The organism is Methylobacterium carpenticola (genome assembly GCF_042748905.1).
In the GTDB taxonomy this organism is placed as follows: Bacteria; Pseudomonadota; Alphaproteobacteria; order Rhizobiales; family Beijerinckiaceae; genus Methylobacterium; species Methylobacterium carpenticola.
Genome location: NZ_JBHZEO010000001.1, coordinates 1,469,458 through 1,493,536, shown reverse-complemented (window position 1 = coordinate 1,493,536; position 24,079 = coordinate 1,469,458). Strand labels below are relative to the sequence as shown.

At 72.3% G+C, this 24,079-nt stretch carries 22 protein-coding genes; 7 read left to right on the top strand and 15 right to left on the bottom strand.

Annotated elements, in window-relative coordinates:
• The first annotated feature begins 107 nt into the window (after positions 1-107).
• Together hemH and ACE101_RS07190 are read left to right on the top strand one after the other, a co-directional pair.
• The gene (hemH, locus tag ACE101_RS07195) at positions 108-1,190 is read left to right on the top strand and encodes a ferrochelatase (protein ID WP_379127270.1); all 1,083 of its coding nucleotides are present in this window, start codon (positions 108-110) and stop codon (positions 1,188-1,190) included.
• 7 nt (positions 1,191-1,197) lie between these two features.
• The gene (locus ACE101_RS07190; protein WP_379127268.1) at positions 1,198-1,866 is read left to right on the top strand and encodes an O-methyltransferase; all 669 of its coding nucleotides are present in this window, start codon (positions 1,198-1,200) and stop codon (positions 1,864-1,866) included.
• A 170-nt stretch (positions 1,867-2,036) separates the two neighbouring features.
• Here the strand turns inward: ACE101_RS07190 and ACE101_RS07185 are convergent, their stop codons facing one another.
• The 13 genes from ACE101_RS07185 to ACE101_RS07125 all read right to left on the bottom strand — a co-directional run bounded on the left by ACE101_RS07185 (position 2,037) and on the right by ACE101_RS07125 (position 16,375).
• A complete protein-coding gene (locus tag ACE101_RS07185) occupies positions 2,037-5,153 on the bottom strand; it encodes an efflux RND transporter permease subunit (protein ID WP_379127265.1) in 3,117 nt (1,038 codons plus the stop codon).
• A gap of 9 nt (positions 5,154-5,162) precedes the next feature.
• A complete protein-coding gene (locus ACE101_RS07180; protein WP_379127263.1) occupies positions 5,163-6,410 on the bottom strand; it encodes an efflux RND transporter periplasmic adaptor subunit in 1,248 nt (415 codons plus the stop codon).
• Positions 6,407-7,030 carry a TetR/AcrR family transcriptional regulator gene (locus tag ACE101_RS07175; protein ID WP_379127260.1) on the bottom strand — a complete coding sequence of 208 codons (624 nt, stop codon included), beginning with the start codon at positions 7,028-7,030 and terminating at the stop codon, positions 6,407-6,409. Before ACE101_RS07175 ends, ACE101_RS07180 begins: the two co-directional genes overlap by 4 nt.
• A 99-nt stretch (positions 7,031-7,129) precedes the next feature.
• Positions 7,130-8,218, bottom strand: coding sequence for a DUF2778 domain-containing protein (locus tag ACE101_RS07170; protein ID WP_379127259.1), 1,089 nt, complete (start codon positions 8,216-8,218; stop codon positions 7,130-7,132).
• A gap of 491 nt (positions 8,219-8,709) precedes the next feature.
• Positions 8,710-10,038 (bottom strand): Tol-Pal system beta propeller repeat protein TolB, encoded by a 1,329-nt coding sequence (gene tolB / locus ACE101_RS07165; protein ID WP_379127257.1) that lies wholly within the window; start codon positions 10,036-10,038, stop codon positions 8,710-8,712.
• 115 nt (positions 10,039-10,153) lie between these two features.
• Positions 10,154-11,623 carry a cell envelope integrity protein TolA gene (gene tolA, locus ACE101_RS07160; RefSeq protein ID WP_379127254.1) on the bottom strand — a complete coding sequence of 490 codons (1,470 nt, stop codon included), beginning with the start codon at positions 11,621-11,623 and terminating at the stop codon, positions 10,154-10,156.
• Between the two features lie 12 nt (positions 11,624-11,635).
• On the bottom strand, positions 11,636-12,079 hold the full coding sequence (locus ACE101_RS07155) for an ExbD/TolR family protein (RefSeq protein ID WP_379127251.1): 444 nt from the start codon (positions 12,077-12,079) through the stop codon (positions 11,636-11,638).
• A gap of 30 nt (positions 12,080-12,109) precedes the next feature.
• Complete coding sequence (gene tolQ, locus ACE101_RS07150) at positions 12,110-12,826, bottom strand: protein TolQ (RefSeq protein WP_379127248.1); 717 nt, start codon at positions 12,824-12,826, stop codon at positions 12,110-12,112.
• Between the two features lie 180 nt (positions 12,827-13,006).
• A complete protein-coding gene (locus ACE101_RS07145; RefSeq protein ID WP_379127245.1) occupies positions 13,007-13,882 on the bottom strand; it encodes a lysophospholipid acyltransferase family protein in 876 nt (291 codons plus the stop codon).
• Positions 13,879-14,358 (bottom strand): ribosomal protein S18-alanine N-acetyltransferase, encoded by a 480-nt coding sequence (gene rimI, locus ACE101_RS07140; protein ID WP_379127242.1) that lies wholly within the window; start codon positions 14,356-14,358, stop codon positions 13,879-13,881. The genes ACE101_RS07145 and rimI overlap by 4 nt, the downstream gene beginning before the upstream one ends.
• Positions 14,359-14,372: 14 nt before the next feature.
• On the bottom strand, positions 14,373-15,071 hold the full coding sequence (tsaB, locus tag ACE101_RS07135; protein ID WP_379127239.1) for a tRNA (adenosine(37)-N6)-threonylcarbamoyltransferase complex dimerization subunit type 1 TsaB: 699 nt from the start codon (positions 15,069-15,071) through the stop codon (positions 14,373-14,375).
• A 110-nt stretch (positions 15,072-15,181) separates the two neighbouring features.
• The gene (locus ACE101_RS07130) at positions 15,182-15,745 is read right to left on the bottom strand and encodes a NifU family protein (protein ID WP_379127236.1); all 564 of its coding nucleotides are present in this window, start codon (positions 15,743-15,745) and stop codon (positions 15,182-15,184) included.
• A 126-nt stretch (positions 15,746-15,871) separates the two neighbouring features.
• Positions 15,872-16,375: a universal stress protein gene (locus ACE101_RS07125; protein ID WP_379127234.1), complete on the bottom strand. Its 504-nt coding sequence runs from the start codon at positions 16,373-16,375 to the stop codon at positions 15,872-15,874.
• 168 nt (positions 16,376-16,543) lie between these two features.
• On the opposite strand from ACE101_RS07125, the gene rplS reads away from it, so the two are divergent.
• Positions 16,544-16,939: a 50S ribosomal protein L19 gene (rplS, locus tag ACE101_RS07120; protein WP_379127231.1), complete on the top strand. Its 396-nt coding sequence runs from the start codon at positions 16,544-16,546 to the stop codon at positions 16,937-16,939.
• Positions 16,940-17,048: 109 nt separating this feature from the next.
• Here the strand turns inward: rplS and ACE101_RS07115 are convergent, their stop codons facing one another.
• Positions 17,049-18,884 (bottom strand): M24 family metallopeptidase, encoded by a 1,836-nt coding sequence (locus ACE101_RS07115; RefSeq protein WP_379127228.1) that lies wholly within the window; start codon positions 18,882-18,884, stop codon positions 17,049-17,051.
• Positions 18,885-18,960: 76 nt separating this feature from the next.
• Positions 18,961-20,073 (bottom strand): DUF2125 domain-containing protein, encoded by a 1,113-nt coding sequence (locus ACE101_RS07110; protein ID WP_379127226.1) that lies wholly within the window; start codon positions 20,071-20,073, stop codon positions 18,961-18,963.
• 83 nt (positions 20,074-20,156) lie between these two features.
• Here ACE101_RS07110 and ACE101_RS07105 point away from each other — a divergent pair, with 83 nt between their 5' ends.
• The 4 genes from ACE101_RS07105 to ACE101_RS07090 all read left to right on the top strand — a co-directional run bounded on the left by ACE101_RS07105 (position 20,157) and on the right by ACE101_RS07090 (position 23,968).
• Positions 20,157-20,702 carry a gamma-glutamylcyclotransferase gene (locus ACE101_RS07105; protein WP_379127223.1) on the top strand — a complete coding sequence of 182 codons (546 nt, stop codon included), beginning with the start codon at positions 20,157-20,159 and terminating at the stop codon, positions 20,700-20,702.
• A 125-nt stretch (positions 20,703-20,827) separates the two neighbouring features.
• Positions 20,828-22,138: an MFS transporter gene (locus ACE101_RS07100; protein ID WP_379127221.1), complete on the top strand. Its 1,311-nt coding sequence runs from the start codon at positions 20,828-20,830 to the stop codon at positions 22,136-22,138.
• A 308-nt stretch (positions 22,139-22,446) separates the two neighbouring features.
• Positions 22,447-23,235, top strand: a complete 789-nt coding sequence (locus ACE101_RS07095; RefSeq protein ID WP_379127218.1) for an ABC transporter ATP-binding protein — start codon at positions 22,447-22,449, stop codon at positions 23,233-23,235.
• Positions 23,228-23,968, top strand: coding sequence for an ABC transporter ATP-binding protein (locus ACE101_RS07090; RefSeq protein ID WP_379127215.1), 741 nt, complete (start codon positions 23,228-23,230; stop codon positions 23,966-23,968). Before ACE101_RS07095 ends, ACE101_RS07090 begins: the two co-directional genes overlap by 8 nt.
• Positions 23,969-24,079 lie beyond the last annotated feature (111 nt).

Sequence of the window (24,079 nt, the reverse complement as noted above, 5' to 3'; positions counted from 1 at the left end):
GTGGGCTGCTGCGTCAGGACGCGTTGGATCGCGCCCTCGACGCGCTATTTAGACCCCGTGTGAGGAAGGGCCGCGGGCGACCCCGCGGCGAACGTGTCTGGATGGTCATGAACGAGGTGACGAAGACCGCGGTGCTGGAGCGCGGCGCCACGCCCGCCCCGCCGGAATCCGCCGGCACGCTGCCCGCGGAACATCCCCGGGTGGCGTGGGGCCGGGTCGGCGTGCTGCTGATGAACCTCGGCACCCCCGAGGGCACCAGCTACTGGCCGATGCGCCGCTACCTCAAGGAATTCCTTTCGGACCGCCGCGTCATCGAGGTGCCGCGGGCGATCTGGTGGCCGCTCCTCAACCTCGTCATCCTGACCAAGCGGCCGGGACCGAAGGGGCGCGACTACGCCTCGGTCTGGAACAACGAGCGCGACGAGGGACCGCTCAAGACCATCACCCGCGGTCAGGCGGAGAAGCTTCAGGCCGCGATGGGCGATCGCGTCGTGGTCGATTGGGCGATGCGCTACGGCAAGCCGGAGGTCGAGGGCCGCATCCAGGCGCTGCTCGACGAGGGCTGCGACCGCATCCTGCTGGTGCCGCTCTATCCGCAATACGCCGCCGCGACCTCGGCCACCGCCTGCGACCAAGCCTTCCGGGCGCTCATGAAGATGCGCTGGCAGCCGACGGTGCGCGTCTCGCCGCCCTATCACGACGACCCGGTCTACATCGAGGCGGTGGCGAGCGCGATCCGGCGCGACCTCGCCAAGCTCGACTTCGAGCCGGAGGTGATCCTCACCTCCTTCCACGGCGTGCCGAAATCCTACCTGCTCAAGGGCGATCCCTATCACTGCCAGTGCGTGAAGACCGGCCGGCTGATCCGCGAGGCCCTCGGCTACTCGCCGGAGCGGATGCGGGTGACCTTCCAGTCCCGCTTCGGCAACGAGGAGTGGCTGAAGCCCTACACGGACGAGACCGTGAAGGAGCTGGCGGCCCAGGGCGTGAAGCGCCTCGCCATCGTGGCGCCGGGCTTCACGGCGGATTGCCTGGAGACGCTGGAGGAACTCGACGGCGAGAACCGCCACTACTTCGAGGAGGGCGGCGGCGAGCACTTCGCCTACCTGCCGTGCCTGAACGACGGGCCGGAGGGCATGCGGGTGATCGCGCACGTCGTGCAGCGCGAGCTGCGCGGCTGGATCGAGTGAGGTGCCGATGACCGACGACGCGCGCTGGGAAGAGGTCGACCGCTACGTCGGCGAGCGGCTGCTCGCGCCGGATGCGGCGCTCGCGAGCGCGCTCGAGGCCAGCGCGGCGGCGGGCCTGCCGCCGATCGCGGTGGCGCCGAACCAGGGCAAGCTGCTGATGCTGCTCGCCCGGATGCAGGGGGCGCGGCGCATCCTTGAGATCGGCACGCTGGGCGGCTACTCGACCCTGTGGCTCGCCCGGGCCTTGCCGGCGGACGGGCGCCTCGTGACCATCGAGGCCGATCCGCGCCACGCGGCGGTCGCGCGCGCCTCCTTCGCCCGCGCCGGCCTGTCCGAGGTGATCGCGCTGCGCGAGGGCCGTGCGATCGACGTCCTGCCGGATCTCGTGGACGAGGCGCCGTTCGACTTCGTCTTCATCGACGCCGACAAGCCCTCGAACCCGGACTATCTCGCGTGGGCGCTGCGGCTGAGCCGCCCCGGCAGCGTGATCGTCCTCGACAATGTGGTCCGCCGCGGCGCCGTGGTCGATCCGGCGGGCGATGCCAACGTGCAGGGCGTCCGCCGCGCCCTCGATCTCATCGCCGCCGAGCCGCGCCTCGACGCCACCGTGGTCCAGACGGTCGGCGAGAAGGGCTGGGACGGCTTCGCGCTGATCCGGGTGCGGGACGCGGTGTGATACGGTTTCCGGAAGATCACTTTCGGAAACCGTATCACGAGCCCGCGCGGCGCCTCAGCGAGGCCGGTTTCCGCATCGCGAAGCGATCATCCGGAAACCGTATGACTCCGTCCGCCCCGGCTCATCGAGCCGTGACCGAACCCTGATCCGCGAACCCGTTTCCGCCGGGGCTACTCCGCCGGCGCCCGCGCCGAGGGCCGGCGTCCCCGCCGCAGGGCGAGCAGCGTCCGCGTCGTGCCCGCGGCGAGCCGGTCCATGTAGAGGTAGAGAACCGGCGTGATGAACAGGGTCAGGAGCTGCGAGACGAGCAGCCCGCCCACCACCGCGACGCCGAGCGGCTGGCGCAGCTCCGCGCTCGCGCCGTGCCCGATAGCGATGGGCAGCGTGCCCATCACGGCGGCGGCGGTGGTCATCATGATCGGGCGGAAGCGCAGCGCGCAGGCCTCGCGGATCGCGGCGGCCGGCGCCCAGCCCTGCTCGCGCTGGAGCACCAGCGCCACGTCGATCATCATGATGGCGTTCTTCTTCACGATGCCGATCAGCATCAGCACGCCGATGATGGCGATGACCGAGAGGTCCATCCCGAAGAGCTGGAGCGCGCCCAGCGCGCCCACCGCCGCCGCCGGCAGGCCGGTGAGGATGGTGAGCGGGTGGATGAAGCTCTCGTACAGGATGCCGAGCACGAGGTAGATCGTCAGCACGGCGGCGGCGAGGAGCAGGCCCTGGTTGGCGAGCGCGTCCTGGAAGACCTGGGCGGTGCCGGCGAAGGTGGTCGTGAGCGTGCCCGGCAGGCCGAGCGATTGCTTGATTGCGGCGATGCGGTCCACCGCCTGGCCGAGGGCCACGCCCGGCGGCACGTCGAAGGAGATCGTCACCGCGGGCAGGAGCCCGAGCTGGTTGATCGAGAGCGGTCCCGGGGTGCGGGTGATGGTCGCGAGCGCGGAGAGCGGCACCAGCTTCCCGCTCGACGCGCGCAGGCGGATGTCGTCGAGCCGGTCGGCGGTCCATTGCAGCCGCGGGTCGAACTCGGTGATGACTTGGTAGCTGTCGGAAGTGCCGTAGATCGTCGAGATCTGGCGGGTGCCGAAGCCCGTATAGAGCGTCTGGCGGATCTGGTCGGAGCTGATGCCGAGCGCCTGGGCCTTGTCGGTGTCGACCGTGATCGTGGCCTGGAGGGCGGCGTTCTGGAGGTCGTTGGTGACGCCCGTGAAGACGGCGCGGTCCTGCGCCATGGCGTCGGTGAGCTTCACCGACCAGCGCTCCAGCTCGGCCCGGTCGAGGCCCTGCATCACGTACTGGTACTGCGACTTCGACTGCCGTCCGCCGAGCCGCAGGTTCTGCACCGGCGTGATGAAGGCGGCGAGCCCCGGCACCTCGGCGAGATCCCGGCGCAGTTCCGCGATGGTGGTGGCGAGGGGCGGACGCTCGTCGCGGTCCTTCAGCTCCACGAAGAACGAGCCCTGGTTGAGCGTGCCCGTGAAGCCGTTCGATCCGGCGCGGTTGACCACGTGCGCCACCGCCGGGTTGCGGGCGAGCACCTGCTCGGCCTCGTGCTGGAGAGCGGCGACCGCATCGAAGGAGATGTCCTGGCGCGCCTCCGTGGCGATCTGGAGCTGGCCGATATCCTCGGAGGGGAAGAAGCCCTTCGGGATCGCCGCGAACATGTGCGCGGTGAGCCCGACCGAGGCGACGAACACCATCAGCACCGCGAAGGGGTGGCGCAGACAGAGGTCGACGCCGCGCTCGTAGGCGGCCTGGAGGCGGGCGAAGCCGCGCTCGAAGAGGTTCTTGTGGTCGCCGTGGCCCGCGGCGGCGGCGGGCAGGCGGGCGGCGAGCATGGGGGTGAGCGTGACCGAGATCATCGCCGAGGCGACGATGGCGATCGTCACCACGATGGCGAACTCGTTGAAGATGCGCCCCACCACCCCGCCCATCAGCAGCACGGGGATGAACACCGCGATGAGCGAGATGGTGATCGACAGGATGGTGAAGCCGATCTCGCCCGCACCCTTCAGGGCCGCCTCGAAGGGCTTCATGCCCTCCTCCACGTGCCGGACGATGTTCTCCAGCATCACGATGGCGTCGTCGACGACGAGGCCGACCGCGAGCGTGAGGCCGAGCAGCGAGATGTTGTCGATGGAGAAGCCGAGCAGGTACATCGCCCCGAAGGTGGCGATGATCGAGATCGGCACCGCGATCGAGGGGATCAGCGTCGCGGCGAGCCGGCCGAGGAACAGGTAGATCACCACCACGACGAGGCCGATGGTGAGCACCAGCGTGAACTGCACGTCGTGCACCGCCTCGCGGATCGAGACCGAGCGGTCGTTGACGACGCCGATCGTGCCGGAGCTGCCGAGCTGCTCCTGGAACTTCGGCAGCATGGCGCGCACGCGGTCGACCACCTCCACGGTGTTGGCGTCGGGCTGGCGCTGGACGGCGAGCACCAGGGCGCGCTTGCCGTCCTTCCACGAGGCGATGCGGCTGTTCTCGATCGAGTCGATCACCCGGGCGACGTCGCCGAGCCGCACCGGGCGGCCGTTGCGCACCGCCACGATGATGTCGCGGAAGGCGTCCGCGTTCATCAGCTGGGTGTTGGTCTGGATGGTGAGGTTCTGGCCCCGGCCCTCCACCACGCCGACCGGCGTCGAGGTGTTGGCGTTCGAGATCCCCTGCTGCACCTCGTCGACGCCGATGCCGCGGGCGGCGAGCACGTTGGGGTCGAGCTGGACCCGCACGGCGAATTTCTGGCTGCCGTAAACCACCACCTGCCCGACGCCCGTGATGGTGGAGAGCGAGGGCGAGATCACCGTCTGCGCGAAGGCGTCGAGGGTCGGCAGGGGCGTGGTGTCGCTCGACACCGCGAGCAGGATCACCGGCGCGTCGGCCGGGTTCAGCTTGCGGAAGCTCGGCGGAATGGTGAGTTCGATCGGCAGGCGCCGGAGGGTGCGGGTGATCGCCGCCTGCACGTCCGCCGCCGCCTGGTCGATGTTGCGCGACAGCTCGAACTCGATCGTGATCGAGGTGAAGCCCTGGTAGTTCGTCGCCGAGATCGTGGCGATGGCCGGGATCGTGGAGAATTCCTTGATCAGGGGCGTCGCCACCGAGGCGGCCATCGATTCCGGCGAGGCGCCCGGGAGCTGGGCCGTCACCGAGATGGTCGGGAAGTCGACCGTCGGCAGCGCCGCCACCGGCAGCAGCCGGTAGGCGAACAACCCCGACAGGGTGAGGGCCAGCGAGAGCAGGATCGTGGCGACCGGCCGGCGGATGAAGGGGGCCGAGATGTTCACGGGCGCGTCCTACTCGATCCGGGTCGGCCGGCCCGCGGCGGCCTGCGCCTCGGGCGAGAGGTCCTGCGGGCGCTCCGCCACCGCCTGCCCCTCGCGCACGCGCACCTGCCCCTCGACGACCACGCGCTCGCCGGCCGCCACGCCGCGGGTGAGCGCCGCGACGCCGCCCGAGGCCGAGAGCACCTCGACGCTGCGCCGCTCGGCGACGCCCTGGCGGTTCACCACCCAGGCGAAGCTCCCGTCCTGGCCCGGCTGCACCGCCACCTGCGGCACCGTCACGGTGTCCGGCCGGCGCCCGAGATCGACCTCGACGCGCACGTACTGGCCCGGCCAGAGCCGCTCGTCCTCGTTCGGGAACAGCGCCCAGGCAGTCACCGTGCCGGAGGCCTGATCGACGCTCGAATCCACGAAGGAGAGGGTGCCGGTCGCCAGCACGGCGTCGTTGCCGCTGGCGAAGACCCGCACCGGCGCCGCGGCCGGCCGGGCGAGGGCGGCGCGGAGCCGGTCGAGCTCGCGCTCGGGGAGCGAGAAGGTCGCGCGCAGGGGCTTCATCTGCGTGATGGTGACGAGGCCGGTCCCGGCCGATTCGTTGCCCTTCACGAGGTTGCCCGCGGTCACCCGGACGGTGCCAAGGCGCCCGGCGATCGGCGCGCGGATCGTGGTGTAGTCGAGCCGCACGCGGTCGGCCTCGAGAGTCGCCTTGGCGGCCTCGACATTGGCCGCCGCAACCTTCGCCTCGGCGGAAGCGAGGTCGAACTGCGCCTGCGAGGCGGAGTTGCGCGCGAGCAGCTCGCCGACGCGGCGCACGTCGTTCTGGGTGCGCGTGCGGGTGGCCTCGTCGCGGGCAAGCGCCGCCTCGTTGCGGGCGATCTGGGCGCGCAGCTCGCGGTCGTCGAGGCGGTAGAGCACCTCGCCCGCCCTCACCATCTGCCCGTCGCGGGCGAGCTGCTCCATGATGACGCCGTCGATCCGGGGCCGCACCACCACGGTGGCGATGGGCTCGATCCAGCCGACCGCATTGCGGGTCACCGGCAGGTTCACGCTGCCCGCCGCCACGGTGCCCACCGTCACCCGGGGCGCCGCCGCGGGGGCCGCGGGCGGCGGCACGTAGGCGAGCGGCAGGTGCTGCGCGACCGAGGGCGGCAGAGCCGCGCGGGTGGTGGCCCAGGCGGCGCGGGAATCGCCCCCGTGCCGGTAGATCATCACGCCGGCTCCCGCGCCGAGGGCGGCCACGAGGATGAGCAGCAGGCGGATCATGCGACGGCTCCCAGGCGCCGCGCCGCCGGCTGCGGCCGCGCCGCGCCGGCCCGGAGGCCATTGAGGAAGAAGGCGGCCACCGCGGCGGGCGAGGGCGCCTGCCGGCCGGTGCCGTGGACGGCCATGCGGATGCCGCCGAGCATCATCAGCACGGCGAGGTCGACATCCGGCACATCGAAGCGCCCGGCGCCCGCCCCGTCGCGCAGGAGCGCCGCCAGAGTGTCGCGCAGGCCGTCGAAGCCCTCGCGCAGGACGCGCCGGCTCCGCTCGCCGAGATCGCTGCTGCGGCTCTCGATGGCATGGAGGGCGGGCGAGAGCCGCCCGATCCGCTCCAGGATCAGGGCGACCGCCTTCTCGAGCCGCTCCGCCTCGTCGCCACCCGACGAGCGTGTCGCGCAGATGGCCTCGCGCAGATCGGCGAGCGTCCAGGCCAGCCCCGCGATGAACAGGGCCTCCTTGGTCGGGACGTAGCGGTAGAGGGTCGGTTTCGCGACGCCGGCTTCCGCCGCCACCGCCTCCATGTGCACGTCCGCATAGGGAAGGCGCGCGAACAGCCGCATCCCGGCCTCCAGGATGCGGCGGCTGCGATCGGGGTCGAGCGGGCGGACTGGCTGGGTCATTCGCGTACGACTGAACTCATGAGTTCAGTCTCGCGGTGCCAATCTCCCGCACAAGGAAAAGTTCCCGCGACAGGACGCCGCGGGACCGCGGCCGCGGCTTCAGCCGCGTCCGGCCACCACCACCAGGCGGCGGACCTCGCCGCGCAGGAAGGCCTGGAGGAAGCGGTTGTAATCCTTGAAGGATACGCAGCCGTTCGATGCCCCGCTCGGGCCGAGCATGTAGGTATGCGCCAGGATGCCGTTCCGGCCGTGGATGGCGCCGCTGCCGCCGACCGGGTTGAGCCGGATCGCCCGCACGCCGTGGAACAGGGCCTCGCGCTCGGTGAGGAGGTAGGTTCCGGGCGGCGTCGCGCCGCGCATGCGCAGGTGGACGAATCGCGGATCGTCCATGTGCTGGCCGAGGCCGGAATGGGCCTCCAGCCGCTCGCCGCCCGGCAGGGTGACGGTCTGCGCGGTGATGTCGTAGACGGCGGTCGCCTCCTCCACCGGCCGGAAGGGCGATGGGCCGAGCGGCGGGCGGGGCGCCTCGTCGAGCCGGCCGCTGCCCACGGAGGCGTAGGCGAGGGCGGGCTGGGCCGGGCTCGGCGATTCGCCGAACAGCTTCTCGAAGAACGAGCGCGTGTCCGCCATGGCGGTGGCGGTGCTCTGGGTGCCCCGCGAGCGGCGCGGCGTCTGCCGGGCGGTGAGGCGCGGCGTCTCGGGGGTGCGCGCCGCGATGCGGAACTCGGCCGGCCGCGGCACCGGCAGCGGCACGGGCTGGAGGATGAGCCGCGCATCGGGTGCGAGCGACGGCTCGGCGCTCGCCTCCGCGACGGTCAGCACAGGGGAGGGCGCCTCGGGCGCGGCGGGCTCGGCCGGCTGCGGCGCCGTGAAGCCGCTCACGGTGTCGAGGGCGGCCTGCCGCCACGTGAGCAGGGCCGGATCGAGCGCCGGGCTCGGATCGAGCATCCAGGCCTGGCGCGGAGCCGCCGGGGCGGGAGCGGGGTCCGGCCGCGCGGCCGGTCCCGGGGCTTCGGCGGGCGGGGCCGGCCTCGGCGGCTCCGGCTGGCTCGCGAGCCCGAGCCACGCCGCGCCGCCCGCCACCAGGAGGCAGCGGATCAGCCCGCGGCGGGGAGCCGGCCAGCGCGGAGGGAAGGCGGTGCGATCGCGCCGGGACGGACGATCGGAGGCGGACGCGCGCTGAACCATCGGGACGCTACTCGGATACGCGCTTCCCGCACGGCCGCCGGTCGGTCCTTTGCCGCGCACGCGCCAGCAGATGCTGGCGGAACGCAAGCTCACGCCGCCGCGGATCGGTCCGTTATTCCGGGAAGTGCCAACTTCGGCTGCCTCTGTATTAGCAGCGCGTGGTTAATCATCGCTGAATCGGTGCGCGATGCGGGTTTGTGCCGTCCGGACCTGGGTTGCGCGTGTGACCGGACGGCGCGGGATCCCCTCTCCCGAGAGGGCGGTGCCGCTCACACATCCCGGTCGCCGGTGCGTCAGCGGAACCAACCCCGAGGGTGCAGCGGTTCCTCTCCCATGGATGGCATTCACCCCCATCCGCATGGTGAGGTGGCGCGAAGCGCCCTCGAAGCATTCCTGTGCGCTGATCCACGTCTCGGCGCCCGGGATTCCCGTTCCGGCGTGCTTCGAGGCTCGCCGCGTTCGCAGAATACCGGCGGGCCGAGGCTCACGCCTCAGCGCTGCGGATCGATCAGCGGCGACCAGGTCGGGTCCGAGGCGTAGGAGGGCGTCGGCACCGGCTGCTCCACCCGGCCGGTGATGTCGACCATGTAGAGCTTGCCGCCCGCCTGCCCGCCGGGATCGCGGAAGAACATCAGGTACTGGCCGTTCGGAGCCCAGGTCGGGCCCTCGTTGTGGAACCCCTCCGTCAGCACCCGCTCGCCGGAGCCGTCCGGCTTCATGATGCAGATCGCGAAGGAGCCCATCCGCTGGCGCGTGAAGGCGATGTAGTCGCCGCGCGGGGACCAGGCGGGCTGCGAGGCCGAGCCGTCGCCGAAGGAGATGCGGCGCGGGTTCGAGCCGTCGGCGCCCATCACGTAGATCTGCTGCTGGCCGCCGCGGTCGGATTCGAACACGATCTCGCGCCCGTCCGGCGAGAAGGAGGGCGAGGTGTCGATGGCGTTGGCGTTGGTGATGCGCGTCTGCGCCTTGGAGCCGAGATCCATCACGTAGATGCTGGCGTTGCCGCCGTCCTGGTCGCTCATCACCAGCCGCCGGCCGTCCGGCGAGAAGCGCGGGCTCGTGCTCATCTCGGCGGTGGTCGGGATGACCTGCCGGGCGCCGGTCTCCAGGTTGATCACCTGCACCTTCGGCTGCTGGCCGGTGGTCTGCGACATGTAGGTGATGTCCTGCGTCGCCGGGGAGTAGCGCGGCGCCACCACGGCCGCCTCGCCGCTCGTCAGGTAGCGCACGTTGGCGCCGTCCTGGTCCATGATCGCGAGGCGCTTGCGGCGGCGCTCCTTCGAGCCGGATTCGTCCACGAAGGCGACCCGGGTGTCGAAGTAGCCGCCGATGCCGGTGATCTTGGTGTAGACCGCATCCGAGATCAGGTGGCCCATCCGGCGCGCATTGGCGGCGCTTCCCGCGTATTGCTGGCCGATCATCTGCTGGCCGGAGAGCACGTCCCAGAGCCGGAACTCGGCCTTGATGCCGCCGGAGGCGTCGCGGGAGATGCGGCCGGTGACGAGGCCCTGCACGCCCGCATCCTTCCAGGCGGCGAAGCGCGGGGCGGCATCGAAGTTCGGGCTCTCGGGGAAGCGCGCCTTCTCGACCGGGACGAAGTAGCCCGAGCGCTTCAGGTTGTTGGTGACGATGCCGGCGACGAGGGGCGCCAGGGCCGGATCACCGGAGAAATCCGCCACCGCGATCGGCATCGGCTGGAAGGCGCCGCCGGGCCCCACGCGCAGGTTCAGCTGCGCCTCGGCCGGCCGGACGAGGATGAGGAGGAGCCACAGCAGGGAGGCGAGCGCGTGCGGCCATCGCGGCGAGAAGCGAGGAGGCATGGGAGCGTCTGTCCGTTAGGCGGTCGGAAGGGGACGAGGCGCGAGGAGCCCTCTTGCCGTGAGGGAAGAGAGCGTCCGGCGCAAGGTCGTTGACCAGGGTGATCTCGGCATCGCCTCAGACCCGCGGCAGCTCGAACTCCGCATTGATCACCCGCCAGTCATTGTAGAAGGGCGCGAACTGGGCGGGGATGCGGTAGGGCGCGCAGCGGCGCACCGCGCGGACGGCGGCCTCGGCGATCGAGCGGTCGACCGAGCTGCCGCCCGCGCGCAGGATGCGCGGATCGGCGCCGAGCGAGCCGTCGGGGTTCAGGCGGATGTCGAGCTGGGGCAGCACGATGCCCTGCTGGGCACCGGGCGGAGCCGAGTAGCAGCGCTCGATCTGCTGTTGCAGCAGGCCGACGAGGGCATCGCGCTGGCTCGGGTTGAGGCGCGCCGCCGAGCCGCTCGCCGTGCCGAGCGCCGCCGTGCGCTGCACCTCGCGGCCGGTGGCGCCGGTCGATTGCGACGGGGCGCGGGAGGCCAGCGCGTCGCGGATCGAGCCGGCATTGAACTGGTTGGCGAGTTCGGCCTGCCGCCGCGCCTTCGCTTCGGCGGCCGCCTTGGCCTTGGCCTCCGCCACGGCCTTGGCATGGGCCGCGTCGGCCTTGGCCTTCGCGTCGGCCGCAGCCTTCGCCTCCGCCGCGGCCTTGGCCTCCGCGGCCGCTCTCGCCTCCGCGGCCTTGGCCTCGGCGCGCGCCTTGGCCTCCGCCTTCGCCTTGGCTTCGGCCTGAGCCTTCGCTTCAGCCTGAGCCTTGGCCTCCGCTTCGGCCTTCGCCTCGGCTTCCGCCTCCGCGCGCGCCTTGGCCTCGGCCTTGGCTTTCGCCTCCGCCTTGGCCTTCGCCTCGGCGCGCGCCTTGGCGGCCGCGGCCTCGCGGGCGGCCTGCTCCTTCGCCTCCGCCTCCTCGCGGGCCAGGAGCTGCGCGAGTTCCTCGCGGCGGGCCGCCTCGGCCTTGGCCTTCGCCTCCGCGTGGGCCTTGGCCTCCGCCTGCGCCTTGGCCTCCGCCTTGGCGGCGGCAGCCTTCGCGGCCTCCGCAGCCGCGGCCCTGGCGGCGTCCGCGGCGGCCTTGGCGGCTTCGGCCTTCTGGGCCTCGGCCTTCGCCTTGGCATCCGCCTCGGCCTTGGCCTTCGCCTCGGCGCGCGCCTGCTCGCGGGCCTCGCTCTCGTCGGGCCGGCTCGGCGGCATCGGCGGGGGCTGCTCCAGGGCCGGCCGCAGGGGCGGCATCAGCGGCTCCTCGGCATTGGCGACCTTCATCTCGGGCGGGCGCGTCGGCGGGGTCGGCACGTCGGTCTTCGCCTCGCCGGGGTCGCGCTCCTGCTTGGTCTCGGAGACCCGGTCGGCGCGGGGCGTCTTGGCGGGCGCATCCCCGTCCTGACTGCCCTTGGTGATCTCGGAGAACTGGTTCTCGGTGATGACCTCGACGGGCACGCCCTCCTCGGCGCGGGGCAGCTCGTGCGACGCCGCCGCGTAGAGGGCGGCGCCGAGCAGCGCCGCGTGGGCGATCCCCGAGATCCAGACCCCGGGCTCCGACCGTTTGAGAGGGGCCACGCCGCGCCTCGCCTATCGCTGGTCGGGCTCGGTCACCAGGGCGACCCGCTTGAAGCCGCCGCCGGTCACGATCGCCATCACCTGGGCCACCCGGCCGTAATCGACCCGCTTGTCGCCGCGCACGAAGACGCGCTCGTCGAAACCCTCGCGGGCCGTCGCCGTGAGGCGCGCCACGATGGAATCGTCGGAGAGTTCGTCCTCGCCGAGGAAGATCTGTCCGGTCTGGCGGATCGAGAGCGTCACCGGCTTGGCGTCGGAATTAAGGGGGGCCGCCTTGGTCTGCGGCAGGTCGAGGGGCACGCCCACCGTCATCATCGGGGCCGCCACCATGAAGATGATGAGGAGCACGAGCACGACGTCGATGAACGGCGTCATGTTGATCTCGTTGATGGCGCCGCCCCGCCGCCCGCGCCGGCGGCGTCCGCCGCCCTGTGCCGCTCCGGTGGCCATGCCCATGATGTTCGTCCCGGCTCGCGTGGAGGGTCGTCAGGCGGCGAGCGCGAGGCGCTCGTCGATCTGGCGCGACAGGATGGCGGAGAACTCGTCGGCGAAGCCTTCGAGGCGGCCTTGCGCCTTGCCCACGGAGGCTTGCAGCTTGTTGTAGGCGAGCACGGCGGGGATCGCCGCGAAGAGGCCGATCGCGGTGGCGAAGAGCGCCTCGGCGATGCCCGGCGCCACCACCGCGAGGCTGGTGTTCTTGGAGGCCGCGATCGAGGTGAAGGCGGTCATGATGCCCCAGACCGTGCCGAACAGGCCGATATAGGGACCGGCCGAGCCGATCGAGGCGAGGAACAGCAGGCGCGATTCGAGCCGCTCCACCTCGCGCTGGATGGTGACGTCGAGCACCTTGTCGATGCGTTGGCCGAGGCTGTGGATCGAGCGGCCCGAGCCCTCGAAGGAGCGCTTCCACTCCCGCATGGCGGCGACGAAGACCGCGGCGAGGCCGGTCGGCGCCTTGTCGTTGAAGGAGCGGTAGAGGTCTTCCAGCGAGCGGCCGGACCAGAACGACTCCTCGAAGGCGTCCATCTCGGCCTTGGTGCGGCGGAACAGCAAGGTCTTGTCGACGATGATGGCCCAGCACCAGACCGAGGCGCTGAGAAGCCCGATCATCACGAACTTGACGACGAAGTGCGCCTGCCAGAACAGGCCGAACAGCGTGATCTCGTGGACCGGCATGGCCGTGACGGCGTCGGCGGGGTTCATGCAGTCGTCCTCACGTCGCGGGCGGCGGATCCGGCCCGTGCTGTGTCCTTGGAATGAGCGGTTTCGTCCTCGATCGCGCTCGAATCTGTCGAAAGTAAGGGCCGCGCTCCATCGCCGGCCCGCGTTCGAGCGAGTTAAGACCCCGTCAGGGTTAAGGTTTGGTTGAAGGGGACGGCGCGCCTACGCGGGCTGGCCGAGCGCGGCCTCCGGCACGCCGGCCGGCAGGGGAGGCGCGGTGCCGGAGGGGACGCGCCCGGTCACCGCCTGCTGGAGCGCGCGGCGAACCGCCGCCTCCGCGAGCGCGGTCGCGACCTTGCGGTCGGTGCCCGCCGCGAAGGTCACGGGCTCCGCCCAGACCACCTCCACGTCGATCGGCCCGCGCTCCAGGAAGACCGCGAGGTGGGGCGCGAGTTCCATGTCGCCGTACCACGCGATCTCCGGCCGCTCGCGCCGGGTGAGCGGCATGCCGTGGCGGCGCGTATAGGCGATGCAGAGCGGTTGCAGCCGGACGGCATCGAGGCCGCCCTCGGTGAGGGCCGCCCGCGCCGCCCCGACGAGGGAGGTGCGGAAGGGCAGCAGCCGGTTGCCGTCGCCGGTGGTGCCCTCCGCGAACAGCACCACCACCTCGCCGACGGCGAGGCGGCGGCTCAGCTCGGTGTTGACCACCGCCGTGTGGCGCTTGCGGGCCCGGTCGATGAAGACCGTGCGCTGGAGCTTGGCCATGAGGCCGATCACCGGCCAGCCGGCGACCTCTGACTTGGCCACGAAGGAGAGCGGGCGCAGGGCGCCGAGCACCGGGATGTCGAGCCAGGAGATGTGGTTGGCGAGGACCAAAGCCGCCTCCCCCGGGGCGGGCGGCGTGCCGGTGACCCGCACCCGCACCTGGAACAGGGCGAGGAAGAGCCGGTGCAGCAGCATGGGCGCGAGGCCGGCGAAGCGCCCGCGCCGCCGCAGGCTGAGGCGGTGCGGCCCGATCAGGATCAGGAAGGCGCTCGCGTAGACGAGGAGGCGCAGCCCCGTCTTGACGTGGCGCGCGAGAACGGCCGGAGCGATCACGCCAGCGTCGCCCGCATGGTGAGCGCCGCCGCGCGGGTGCCGTCCGGGCGCGGGTAGTAGCCGGCGCGCCGCCCGGTCTCGGTGAAGCCGAGGCGGCGGTAGAGGGCGAGGGCCGCCGCGTTGGCGTCGTCGACCTCCAGATGCACGACGCGCACGCCGGCCTCGGCGAGCGCCCGCAGATGGGTGGCGAGCAGGGTGCGGCTCTGGCCGGAGCCGCGGGCGGCGGGTTGCAGCACCACCGTGAGGATCTCCGCCTCGTCCACCACGATGCGGGACAGGATGAAACCGATCAGGTCGCGGCCGCGCATCAGCCCGTGGGCCATGTGGCCCCGCTCGCAGAGCATCCGCTCGAATTCATGCGTTTCCCAGGGCCGCGCGAAGCCGGTGGCGTGCAGGGCCGCGAGGTCGGCGGCGCGCTCGGCCGAGAGCAGCGGCGCCACGTGGGAGGGCGACGGGGTGAGGAAGGGGATTCGCATCGGCGCCCCCGCCGCTAGCGCCGGGGCAGCCGCGCGTGATCCTGCGGCTGGGCGTCGGGACCGCGCAGATAGAGGGGGCGGGGCAGCGCGTGGTCGGGATCGGCCACGAGGCCCAGCGAGGCGACCCAGGCGATCTCCGGCGCCGTGTGCCCCTCCGGCACGACGGCGCGCCCGCCGGCCGCGTTCGCCGCCGCGGCGAGTGCCGGCGCCGCGGATCCCGCGAGGGCTGCCGGAGCGGTGCCGAGATGCTGCACCGCCTCCGCGAGCGGGATCAGGGTTGGCGGCACCACGATGCCGCCGTCGGGGCTGAGTGCCTGGAAGTAGACGTGGCCGTGCCGCGCATCGATCGCCGCGGCGAGGAGATAGCCCTGGCCGAGGAAATCCTCGGCCGAGGCGAGGAGCGGCGCGAGCAGCGCCGAGAGCGTGGTGACGCCCACGACCGGGATGTTGCAGGCGAGACCGACCGCCCGCGCCGCCGCGAGACCGACGCGCAGGCCGGTATAGCTGCCCGGCCCCACCGTGACGGCGACCCGGTCGAGGCTGGCGAAGCCGCCCTCGACCCGCGCCACCACCCGCTCCACCAGGGGCAGCAGGGCCTCCGCATGCCCGCGCAGCAGGGCGAGGCTCTCCTGCGCCAGCGGCTCGGCCTCCTCGTCGGACGAGACGCAGGCCGCGCAGATCTCGAGCGCCGTATCGATGGCCAGGATACGCAAGGATCGTCGACTCCACCCACCGGGCGGCAGCGCCCGCCCGGCCTTGAGCCGGCATGTTACCCGATGCGGCCCGCGCCGTCAGCGCGAAGCGTGGCCGCTGTGAACAAGCCTCAGATCGCCTGCACCTCGCGGATCTCCGGCAGGAAGTGCCGGAAGAGGTTCTGCACGCCCTGGCGCAGCGTCGCGGTGGAGGACGGGCAGCCCGAGCAGGCGCCCTTCATCTCCAGATAGACGATCCCTTCGCGGTAGCCCCGGAAGGTGATGTCGCCGCCATCGCCCGCCACGGCCGGCCGCACGCGGGTCTCCAGGAGGTCCTTGATGGTGGCGACGGTGTCGGCGTCGGCCTCCTCGAAGAACTCCTCCTCGGTGCTCTCGCCGGTCTCTCCGGCATCCAGGACCGGCGCGCCCGACAGGAAATGCTCCATGATCGCGCCGAGGATGGCGGGCTTCACCTGCGGCCACTCGGAGCCGTCATCCGCCTTGGTGACCGAGATGAAGTCGTGGCCGAAATAGACGCCGGCCACACCCGAGACGCCGAACAGCGCGCGGGCGAGGGGCGAGCGGGCGGCCTGATCGGGCGAGCGGGCCTCGAAGGTGCCGTCCGTCAGCACCACCCGGCCGGGCAGGAACTTCAGGGTGGAGGGGTTCGGCGTGGCTTCGGTCTGGATGAACATGAGGACAGTCCTTCGGGTTCTCAGCGCCGGTTCAAGGCCGGCCGGGAACGGCGCCGTCGCGCCGTCCGTGATGTGGACCCGGCGCGGAAAAACCGCAACGGCGCGGGTGCGCCCGTCCCCACGCCCTCACCCGGCGAGCGCGGTGATCTCGGCCTCTGTGAGGCCGCCCGGCACGATGACGACCGGCACCGGGAAGGATCCGGCGCCCTTGCCGGCGATGGTGGTGACGAGGGGGCCCGGCCCGTCCGTGCCCGCCGCGGCGGCGAGCACCAGGAACGCGATGTCCTCGTCCTCCCGGATCAGCCGCAGGATCTCGTCGGCCCGCTCGCCGGTCCGCACCACGCATTCCGGATCGACGCCCGCGGCCTGCCGGGCCGCCGCCGCCAGAGCGTCGAGGCGCTCCGACACCTCGGCCTCCGCCTCGGCCCGCATGGCATCGCCGACGCCGAGCCACTCGAAGCTCTCGGGCGGCTCGACCACCGCCAGCATCACCACCCGGGCATTGATCCGCGCGGCACGGCGCACAGCGAAATGCACGGCCCGGTCGCATTCCGGGGTCTCGTCGACCAGCACCAGGAACTTGAGCCGATGCCCGGGCTCGAACGACCGGCGCCGCTTCATCTCGGTCATGACAGGTGGGCTCCGCCGGACCCGATGCTGCCGTTCCGCGCCCGCCTCCGCAAGGGCATCGACAAGCCCCGCGCCATCCTGTAGAGAGCCGGCCAACTCACAACAGGACGCCGAAATCCTGCGTCGGGCCGCACGAGGCGGCAAGGCGTAACGGCAGGAGCACGACCGATGAACATCATCCAGCAGCTTGAGCAGGAAGAGATCGCCAAGCTTAGCAAGACCATCCCGGATTTCGAGCCCGGCGACACGGTCATCGTGAACGTGAAGGTGAAGGAAGGCGAGCGCACCCGCGTGCAGGCCTACGAGGGCGTCTGCATCGCCCGCGCCGGCGCGGGCCTCAACGAGAACTTCACGGTCCGCAAGATCTCCTACGGCGAGGGCGTGGAGCGCGTCTTCCCGATCTATTCGCCGCTGATCGACTCGATCAAGGTGACCCGCCGCGGCAAGGTCCGCCGCGCCAAGCTCTACTACCTGCGCGACCGTCGCGGTAAGTCCGCCCGTATCGCCGAGCGCGCCGAGCGCGGTGGCGACAAGGGCAAGGCCGCCCCGGCCGCTGCCGAGTAAGGGCGCCTGGACGTTTCGGCCGTCCCGGCCTTCGGAACCCCTCTTCCCCCCGGAAGAGGGGTTTTTCGTGCGCGCGGGAGCGCCGACCGGGGCTCCCGCGCGGCGCCGATCAAGGCGCCGGGTCGGCGAGCGGCCGGGTCGCGGCGTCGAGCCAGTCGCGGGTCTGCGGGTCGAGGAGCGGCGACAGGGCGTCGCGCACGCGCGCGTGATAGGAATCGATCCAGGCGGTCTCGGCGGGCATGAGCAGGTCCGGCGCGATCAGCGCCCGGTCGAGGGGCGCGAGCGTCAGCGTCTCGAAGCCGAGCATCGGCCGTTCGCCGCCGGAAATCGCGCGCTCCTCCACCAGGATCAGGTTCTCGATCCGGATGCCATAGGCCTTCTCCCGGTAGTAACCGGGCTCGTTCGACAGGAGCATGCCGGGCTGCAGCGCCGTGGTGCCGGTCTTGGCGATGCGCTGCGGCCCCTCGTGGACCGAGAGGAACGAGCCGATGCCGTGGCCGGTGCCGTGGTCGAAGTCGAGCCCGGCTTCCCAGAGGGGACGGCGGGCGAAGGCGTCGATCTGCGCGCCGGTCGTGCCCCGCGGAAACACCGCCGTGGCGATGGCGATGTGGCCCTTGAGCACCCGCGTGAAGCGGTCGCGCATCTCGGCGCTCGGCTCGCCCACCGCCACCGTGCGGGTGATGTCGGTGGTGCCGTCGACGTACTGGGCGCCGGAATCGATCAGGAACAGCTCGCCGGGCCGCACGGCCCGGTCGGTGGCGCGCGTCACCCGGTAATGGACGATGGCGCCGTTCGGACCGCTGCCCGAGATCGTCGGGAAGGAGACGTCGCGCAAGTCGCCGCCCTCGGCCCGGAAGCCTTCGAGCCGCTCCACCGCCGCGATCTCGGTGACGCCGCCCTGCGGGGCCTCGCGGGCGAGCCACGCCAGGAAGCGCGTCACCGCGGCACCGTCGCGGCGATGCGCGGCCCGCGCCCCGGCGATCTCGGCGGCGTTCTTCACCGCCTTCATGCCGGTGATCGGATCCGGCCCGACATCGACGCTGCCGCCCGCCTCCTCGATCCGGCGCCGCAGGGCGACCGCGCCCGTGGCCGCGTCGACCCGGACCCGGGCCCGGCTCGCGCCCAGCGCGTCGAGGGCGGCCGGCAGCGCCTCCGGATCCGCGCGCTCGGCGAGCCCCTGGATCGCGGCGGCCGCCTCGGGCGTGACCTTGGCGGCGTCGAGGAACAGGGTGGCGCTGCCGTCGCGGCGGATGACGGCGTAGCCGAGGGGCAGGGGAGTGTGGCCGACATCCCCGCCGCGCAGGTTGAAGGCCCAGGCGAGGTTGTGCGGGTCCGAGACGACGAGGGCGTCGACCTTCGCCTTCGCCAGGGCCTCGCGCACCCGGTCGAGCTTGCGCGCCGCCGCCTCGCCCGCCAGCGCTTCCGGATGCGGCACGACCGGCGCGCGCGGCGCGGACGGGCGGTCGATCCAGACGTGATCCACGAGGTTGAGGCCCACGGGTTCGAGCCGCCCGCCCGCCGCGGCGGCGGCCCGCTCCAGCCGCGCGACGCCGTCCGGCGTGTGCAGCCATGGATCGTAGGCGAGCACGCCGCCCGCCGGGAGGTTGGCCTCGATCCAGCCCTCGACGGAGGTCTCGGCGAGGGGCACCGCCGCGATGACGGCAGTGTCGATCTGCTCCGCCGCCTGGAGCGTGTAGCGCCCGTCGACCACCAGGGCGGCCCGGTCGGCCAGGATCACGGCGGTGCCGGCCGAGCCGGTGAAGCCCGTGAGCCAGGCGAGGCGCTCCGCATGGGGCGGAACGTACTCGGATTGATGCTCGTCGGCCCGCGGCACGACGAACCCGGAGAAGCCCTTCTGAAGCATGGCGGCGCGCAAGGCGGCGATGCGGGCGGCTCCCGTGCGGTGGCCGGGATCGTCGAAGGTCTGGAAGCGGGCGTGCGTCATGCCCGAAGGGGTACGCCGCCCCGGCGAGCGCGGCAATGGGGCCGGCAGAGGCTTGCGGGGCAATCGCTCGATCCGCTCAATAGAGCGGGTCGAGCCGCACGCTCGGGATCACGAAGGGCCCGACAGCGACCTTGCCGCCGCCGAGCCGCACCGGGGGCAGGGGCTTGAGGGCGGCCTCGTCGGTCTGAGCGGGCGCCGCCTCCCGCCGCCGGCCGCCGCCGCCGAGCAGCTGGCCCACGAGGTTGCCGATCAGCGCCGCATTAGCGCCGCCGATGCGCCCGCCGAGCTGCTCGCTGACGAGGGGGGCAATCACCGCGTCGAGCCCGGCCGTCCGCACCTCCAGCTGCCCGGCGAGCCGGTGCGCCTCGTCGAGGGCGAGGCTGCCCTGCGCCTGGAGGCGGCTGCGGCCCTTCTCGGCGGCGAGGCGGGTGAGCTCCACCGTGCCGCCCGCCGCCCGCCAGCGCTCCAGCTCCTCGGCGATGGGCCGGGTGCGGATCCCCGCCGCCCGCGTGACCGTGGCGTCGAGGGCGACGTCGGCGGGCTCCGGCCCGCCCAGCAGCGGATCGAGGAGCGGCAGCGTCGCCTGGGTGATCCGGCTGCTCAGGTCGACCGCCCCGTCGGCCTCGAACCGCCCGGGCGTCGGGCGGGCATGCAGCTCGAAATGCCGGGTGGTGAAGGCGATCGGCTCCGCGGCGCCCTCCGTCAGCGCCACGCCGCTGATCCGGCCGCGCAGGTCGTCCGCCACCACGGAGGCGCGCTGGAAGCCCGCGCCCGTCAGGTGCAGCGAGCCTTCGACCAGGCGCCACGTCACGTCGCCGACCTTGCCCTCCTGCTCGACGTGGAAGGGCCCCGCCGCCTCGAAGATGACGTGGCGTGGCTGGTAGATCTGCGCCACCGCGACCACCGGGCCGGCCGCGAAGCGCACGTCGGAACGCGCGAAGCGCAGCGCGGCGCAGCGCAGTTCGAGGCGGAACGGATAGCCCGCGATGGAGCGGTCGGCGCAGGTCCATTGGCGTCCGGCCTGCGCCTCGCGCGCGATCCAGCGATCGATCTCCTCCCCCGCCCGGCCGCGGAGCCAGAACCAGCCGGCCGACCACAGGGCCGCGACGACGAGAAGCAGGATGAAGGGGGCGAAGAGGCCGAAGCGTGCGCGCCGCGGCACCGCCGTGCTCCCGTCCGTCTGCGTCATCGGCCGATCTCCGCTCACGATTGAACCCGGCCTCCCTAGCTGCTACCGGCCGCGGCCGGCAAGAAAGGCGGGGAGGAGAGCGCGTGGGCGATGGCGACGCACCCGCGGATCTGTGGGTGTTCGGCTACGGGTCGCTGATGTGGAACCCGGGCTTCCCGGTGGTCGAGCGGCGCAACGCGCGGTTGCGCGGCTACCACCGGGCGCTCTGCGTGCTGTCGCACGTGCATCGCGGCACGCCCGAGCGGCCGGGCCTCGTGCTCGGGCTCGACCGGGGCGGCAGCTGCCGGGGCGTGGCCTTCCGGGTCGCGGCGGAGGAGGCCGGGGCGACGCTCGCCTATCTGCGCGCCCGCGAGCAGGTCACCGCGGTCTATGTCGAGCGCCGTCTCGGCATCACCCTGGAGGATGCCCGCCGCGTCACCGCCGTGACCTACCTCGTCGACCGCACCCATCCGCAATATGCCGGGCGGCTGCCGGAGCCGGAGCTCCTGCGCCTCGTGCGCCAGGGCCTCGGCCGTTCCGGCGCCAATCCCGACTACGTCCGCAACACCTATCAGCACCTTCTCGCCATGGGCGTCGCCGATCCGCTTCTCGCCCGCATCGCCGCGGCCTGCGTGATTCCGAGCCCCTGACGATCCCTGTCCCCCGGCGATCCGTCGTGGGCGGCCAAGCTGATGGTCCGAGCGCGCGCGACCCTGGCCACGGTTCGCGCGTTGTCCGACCCATGCCGCATCGCGGCGCCGGAGACTTCGCGTCGATGCAGGCCACCACCCACCTCGCGCTCATCAACGTCTTCGTCGGCGACATCCAGGGAGGGCTCGGGCCCTTCCTCGGCACATGGCTGGCGCAGGCCGCGCATTGGAGCCCGAGCCGGATCGGCCTCGTCACCACCCTCGTCGGCTTCTCGACCCTCTTCCTCAGCGGCCCGCTCGGTGCCCTGGTGGACCGGGTGGGGAGGCCGCGCCTCCTGATCGCGGTCGCCTGCGCGGCGATCCTGGGCGGCACCATGCTGCTCCTGCCCGCCCGGTCCTTCCCGGCGGTGCTGGCGGCGCAGTTCGTCGCCGCCCTCGGCGGCACCCTGGTGATCCCGGCGGTGGCCGCCCTCACCCTCGGCATCGTCGGCAAGAAGGCCTTCCCCAAGCAGCAGGGGCACAACCAAGCCTACAACCACGTCGGCATACTCGGTGCCGCCCTGGCGATCAGCTTCGGCACGCCGCTCTTCGGGCCGAGCGTCGCCTTCTGGGTGCTGGGCCTGCTCGCGGCGGGCGCCATCGTGGCGACGCTGACGACGCCGGGCGACGCCTGGAACCCGCGCCGGGCGGTGGGCTGGAAGGAGGACGACCCGGAGGACAAGCCCGAGCGCTCCGCCATCCGCGCGGTGCTGGGCGACCGGCGTCTGCTGCTGCTCTCGGCAGCCCTCGCCCTGTTCAACCTCGCCAACGGCTCGATGCTCAGCCTGCTCGGGCAGAAGCTCATCGCAGCCGGCCAGGACGGCACCGGCTGGACCGCCCGCTACGTCATGGTGGCCCAGCTCGTGATGATCCCGGTGGCGCTCGCGGCGGGCTCCCTCGCGGACCGGCGGGGCCGGCGCCAGCTTCTCGTCGCGGCCTGCGCGGTCCTGCCCGTGCGCGCGCTCCTCTCGGCCTTCCTTGATGATCCGGCCTGGCTGATCCTCGCGGAGGTGCTCGACGGCGTCGCCTCCGGCATCATCGGCGTCGCCATGCCGGTGGTCGTGGCCGACCTGACCTGGGGTTCGGGCCGCACCCAGACCGCCCTCGGCTCGGTCTCGGCCGTCCAGGGCATCGGCGGGGCCCTGTCGGGTTGGGTCGGCGGCCTGCTCGCGATCCATCTCGGCTGGACCTGGACCTTCCTGGCGCTGGCCGTGCCGGCGCTCGCCTCGCTCGGCCTCGCCCTCTGGCTGGAGGAGAGCTGCGCGCCCGGGAGCCAGGATGCGGCGGGGACGCCCTGCGGCGCCGGGCCGGAGCGCGGCCCGGCGGACGAGGCGCGCTTGGACGAGGCGCGCTTGGACGAGGCGCGCTTGGCCTTCGAGGAGCGGCGATCGGGCTAAGCCTTCTTCGCCCGGGATGATCGCGGGCCCGGCGGATGATGCGGCGGCACGAAGCTCGGCAGGATTGAAGCGGCCAATTCTGCCGAGACGACGCCCGATCGCGCGGTTTCACCCTCGAACCATCCGATCCGCGCGCGGCGCGGTGCAACCCATGCGGCGATCGCACCGTTTCGGCCTCATTCGAACGGATGAGCCGCAAACCGGCCCGGACGCGGGCTCGGCGGTTGACTCGGGCCCTGGCGCCATGCTGTGAGGCATACCAAAGGCGCATAGGCGCAATAGAGGAAACGCAGGGGTGACGCATCGCGATGGCTGAATCCACCGCCCCCAGAACCGCCGCGCCGCCGGACATCGTGCTCGCCACGGACGGGCTCACGAAGGAGTTCAAGGGCTTCCGCGCCGTGAACGGCGTGAGCCTTCAGGTGAAGCGCGGCACGATCCACGCCCTGATCGGCCCGAACGGGGCCGGCAAGACCACCTGCTTCAACCTCCTCACCAAGTTCCTCACCCCGACCGCCGGCTCGATCCGCTACAACGGCCGCGACATCACGGGCATGAAGCCGGCGGACGTCGCCCGCCTCGGCCTCGTGCGCTCGTTCCAGATCTCGGCGGTCTTCCCGCACCTGACCGTCAAGGAGAACGTCCGCATCGCCCTCCAGCGGCGCAAGCGCGGCGATTCCTTCGACTTCTGGCGCTCCGAACGCGTGCTGCGGGCCCTCAACGACGAGGCGCTCTCCCTCGTCGAGGCGGTGGGCCTGTCGGACTTCGCCAACGTGCCGGCGGTGGAACTCTCCTACGGCCGGAAGCGGGCGCTGGAGATCGCCACCACGCTCGCCCTCGATCCCGCCATGCTGCTCCTCGACGAGCCGATGGCCGGCATGGGCCACGAGGACGTGGACCGCACCGCCGCCCTGATCCGGCGCGTCTCGGCCAACCGCACCATCCTGATGGTCGAGCACAACCTCTCGGTGGTGGCCTCGCTCTCCGACCGCATCACCGTGCTGGCCCGCGGCCAAGTGCTGGCGGAGGGCGACTACGCCACCGTCTCGAAGGATCCCCGGGTGGTCGAGGCCTATATCGGAGCGGGTCATGGCTGAGGCGGCGCTGAGGACGAATCCGGCAACGGGCACCGCCCCCCTCCTGACGGTGCAGGGGCTGGAGGGCTGGTACGGCGAGAGCCATGTGCTGCACGGCATCAGCTTCGACGTGAAGCCCGGCGAGGTGGTGACCCTCCTCGGGCGCAACGGCGCCGGCAAGACCACGACCCTGCGGGCGATCATCGGCATCCTGGGCAAGCGCAAGGGTTCGATCCGCTACGACGGGGTCGAGACCATCGGCATGGCCTCGCGCAACATCGCCAAGCTCGGCCTCGGCTACGTGCCGGAGGAGCGGGGCATCTTCTCGAGCCTGTCGGTCTACGAGAACCTGATGCTGCCGCCGCGGGTGAAGCCGGGCGGGATGAGCGTGGAGCAGATCTACACGCTGTTCCCCAACCTGAAGGAGCGCTCGGGCAGCCAGGGCACCAAGCTCTCGGGCGGCGAGCAGCAGATGCTGGCGATCGGGCGCATCCTGCGCACCGGGGCCAAGCTCATCCTGCTCGACGAGCCGACCGAGGGTCTCGCCCCCGTCATCGTGCAGCAGATCGGGCGGACGATCGCCCGGCTGAAGAGCGAGGGCTACACCATCATCCTGGTCGAGCAGAACTTCCGCTTCGCGCAGACGGTCGCCGACCGGCATTTCGTGGTGGAGCAGGGGCGGGTGATCGACATGATCCCCAACGCCGAACTCGACGCCAACATCGACAAGCTCCACACCTATCTGGGCGTGTGAGCCGCGTCCGGCCACCGGTCGGCATCATAGCAATTCTCCGGCGCGGATCGCCCCGCGCCGCAACGCAGGACGCCGCACGCCGCGCCACCGGCCACGGCTAACGACAACGGT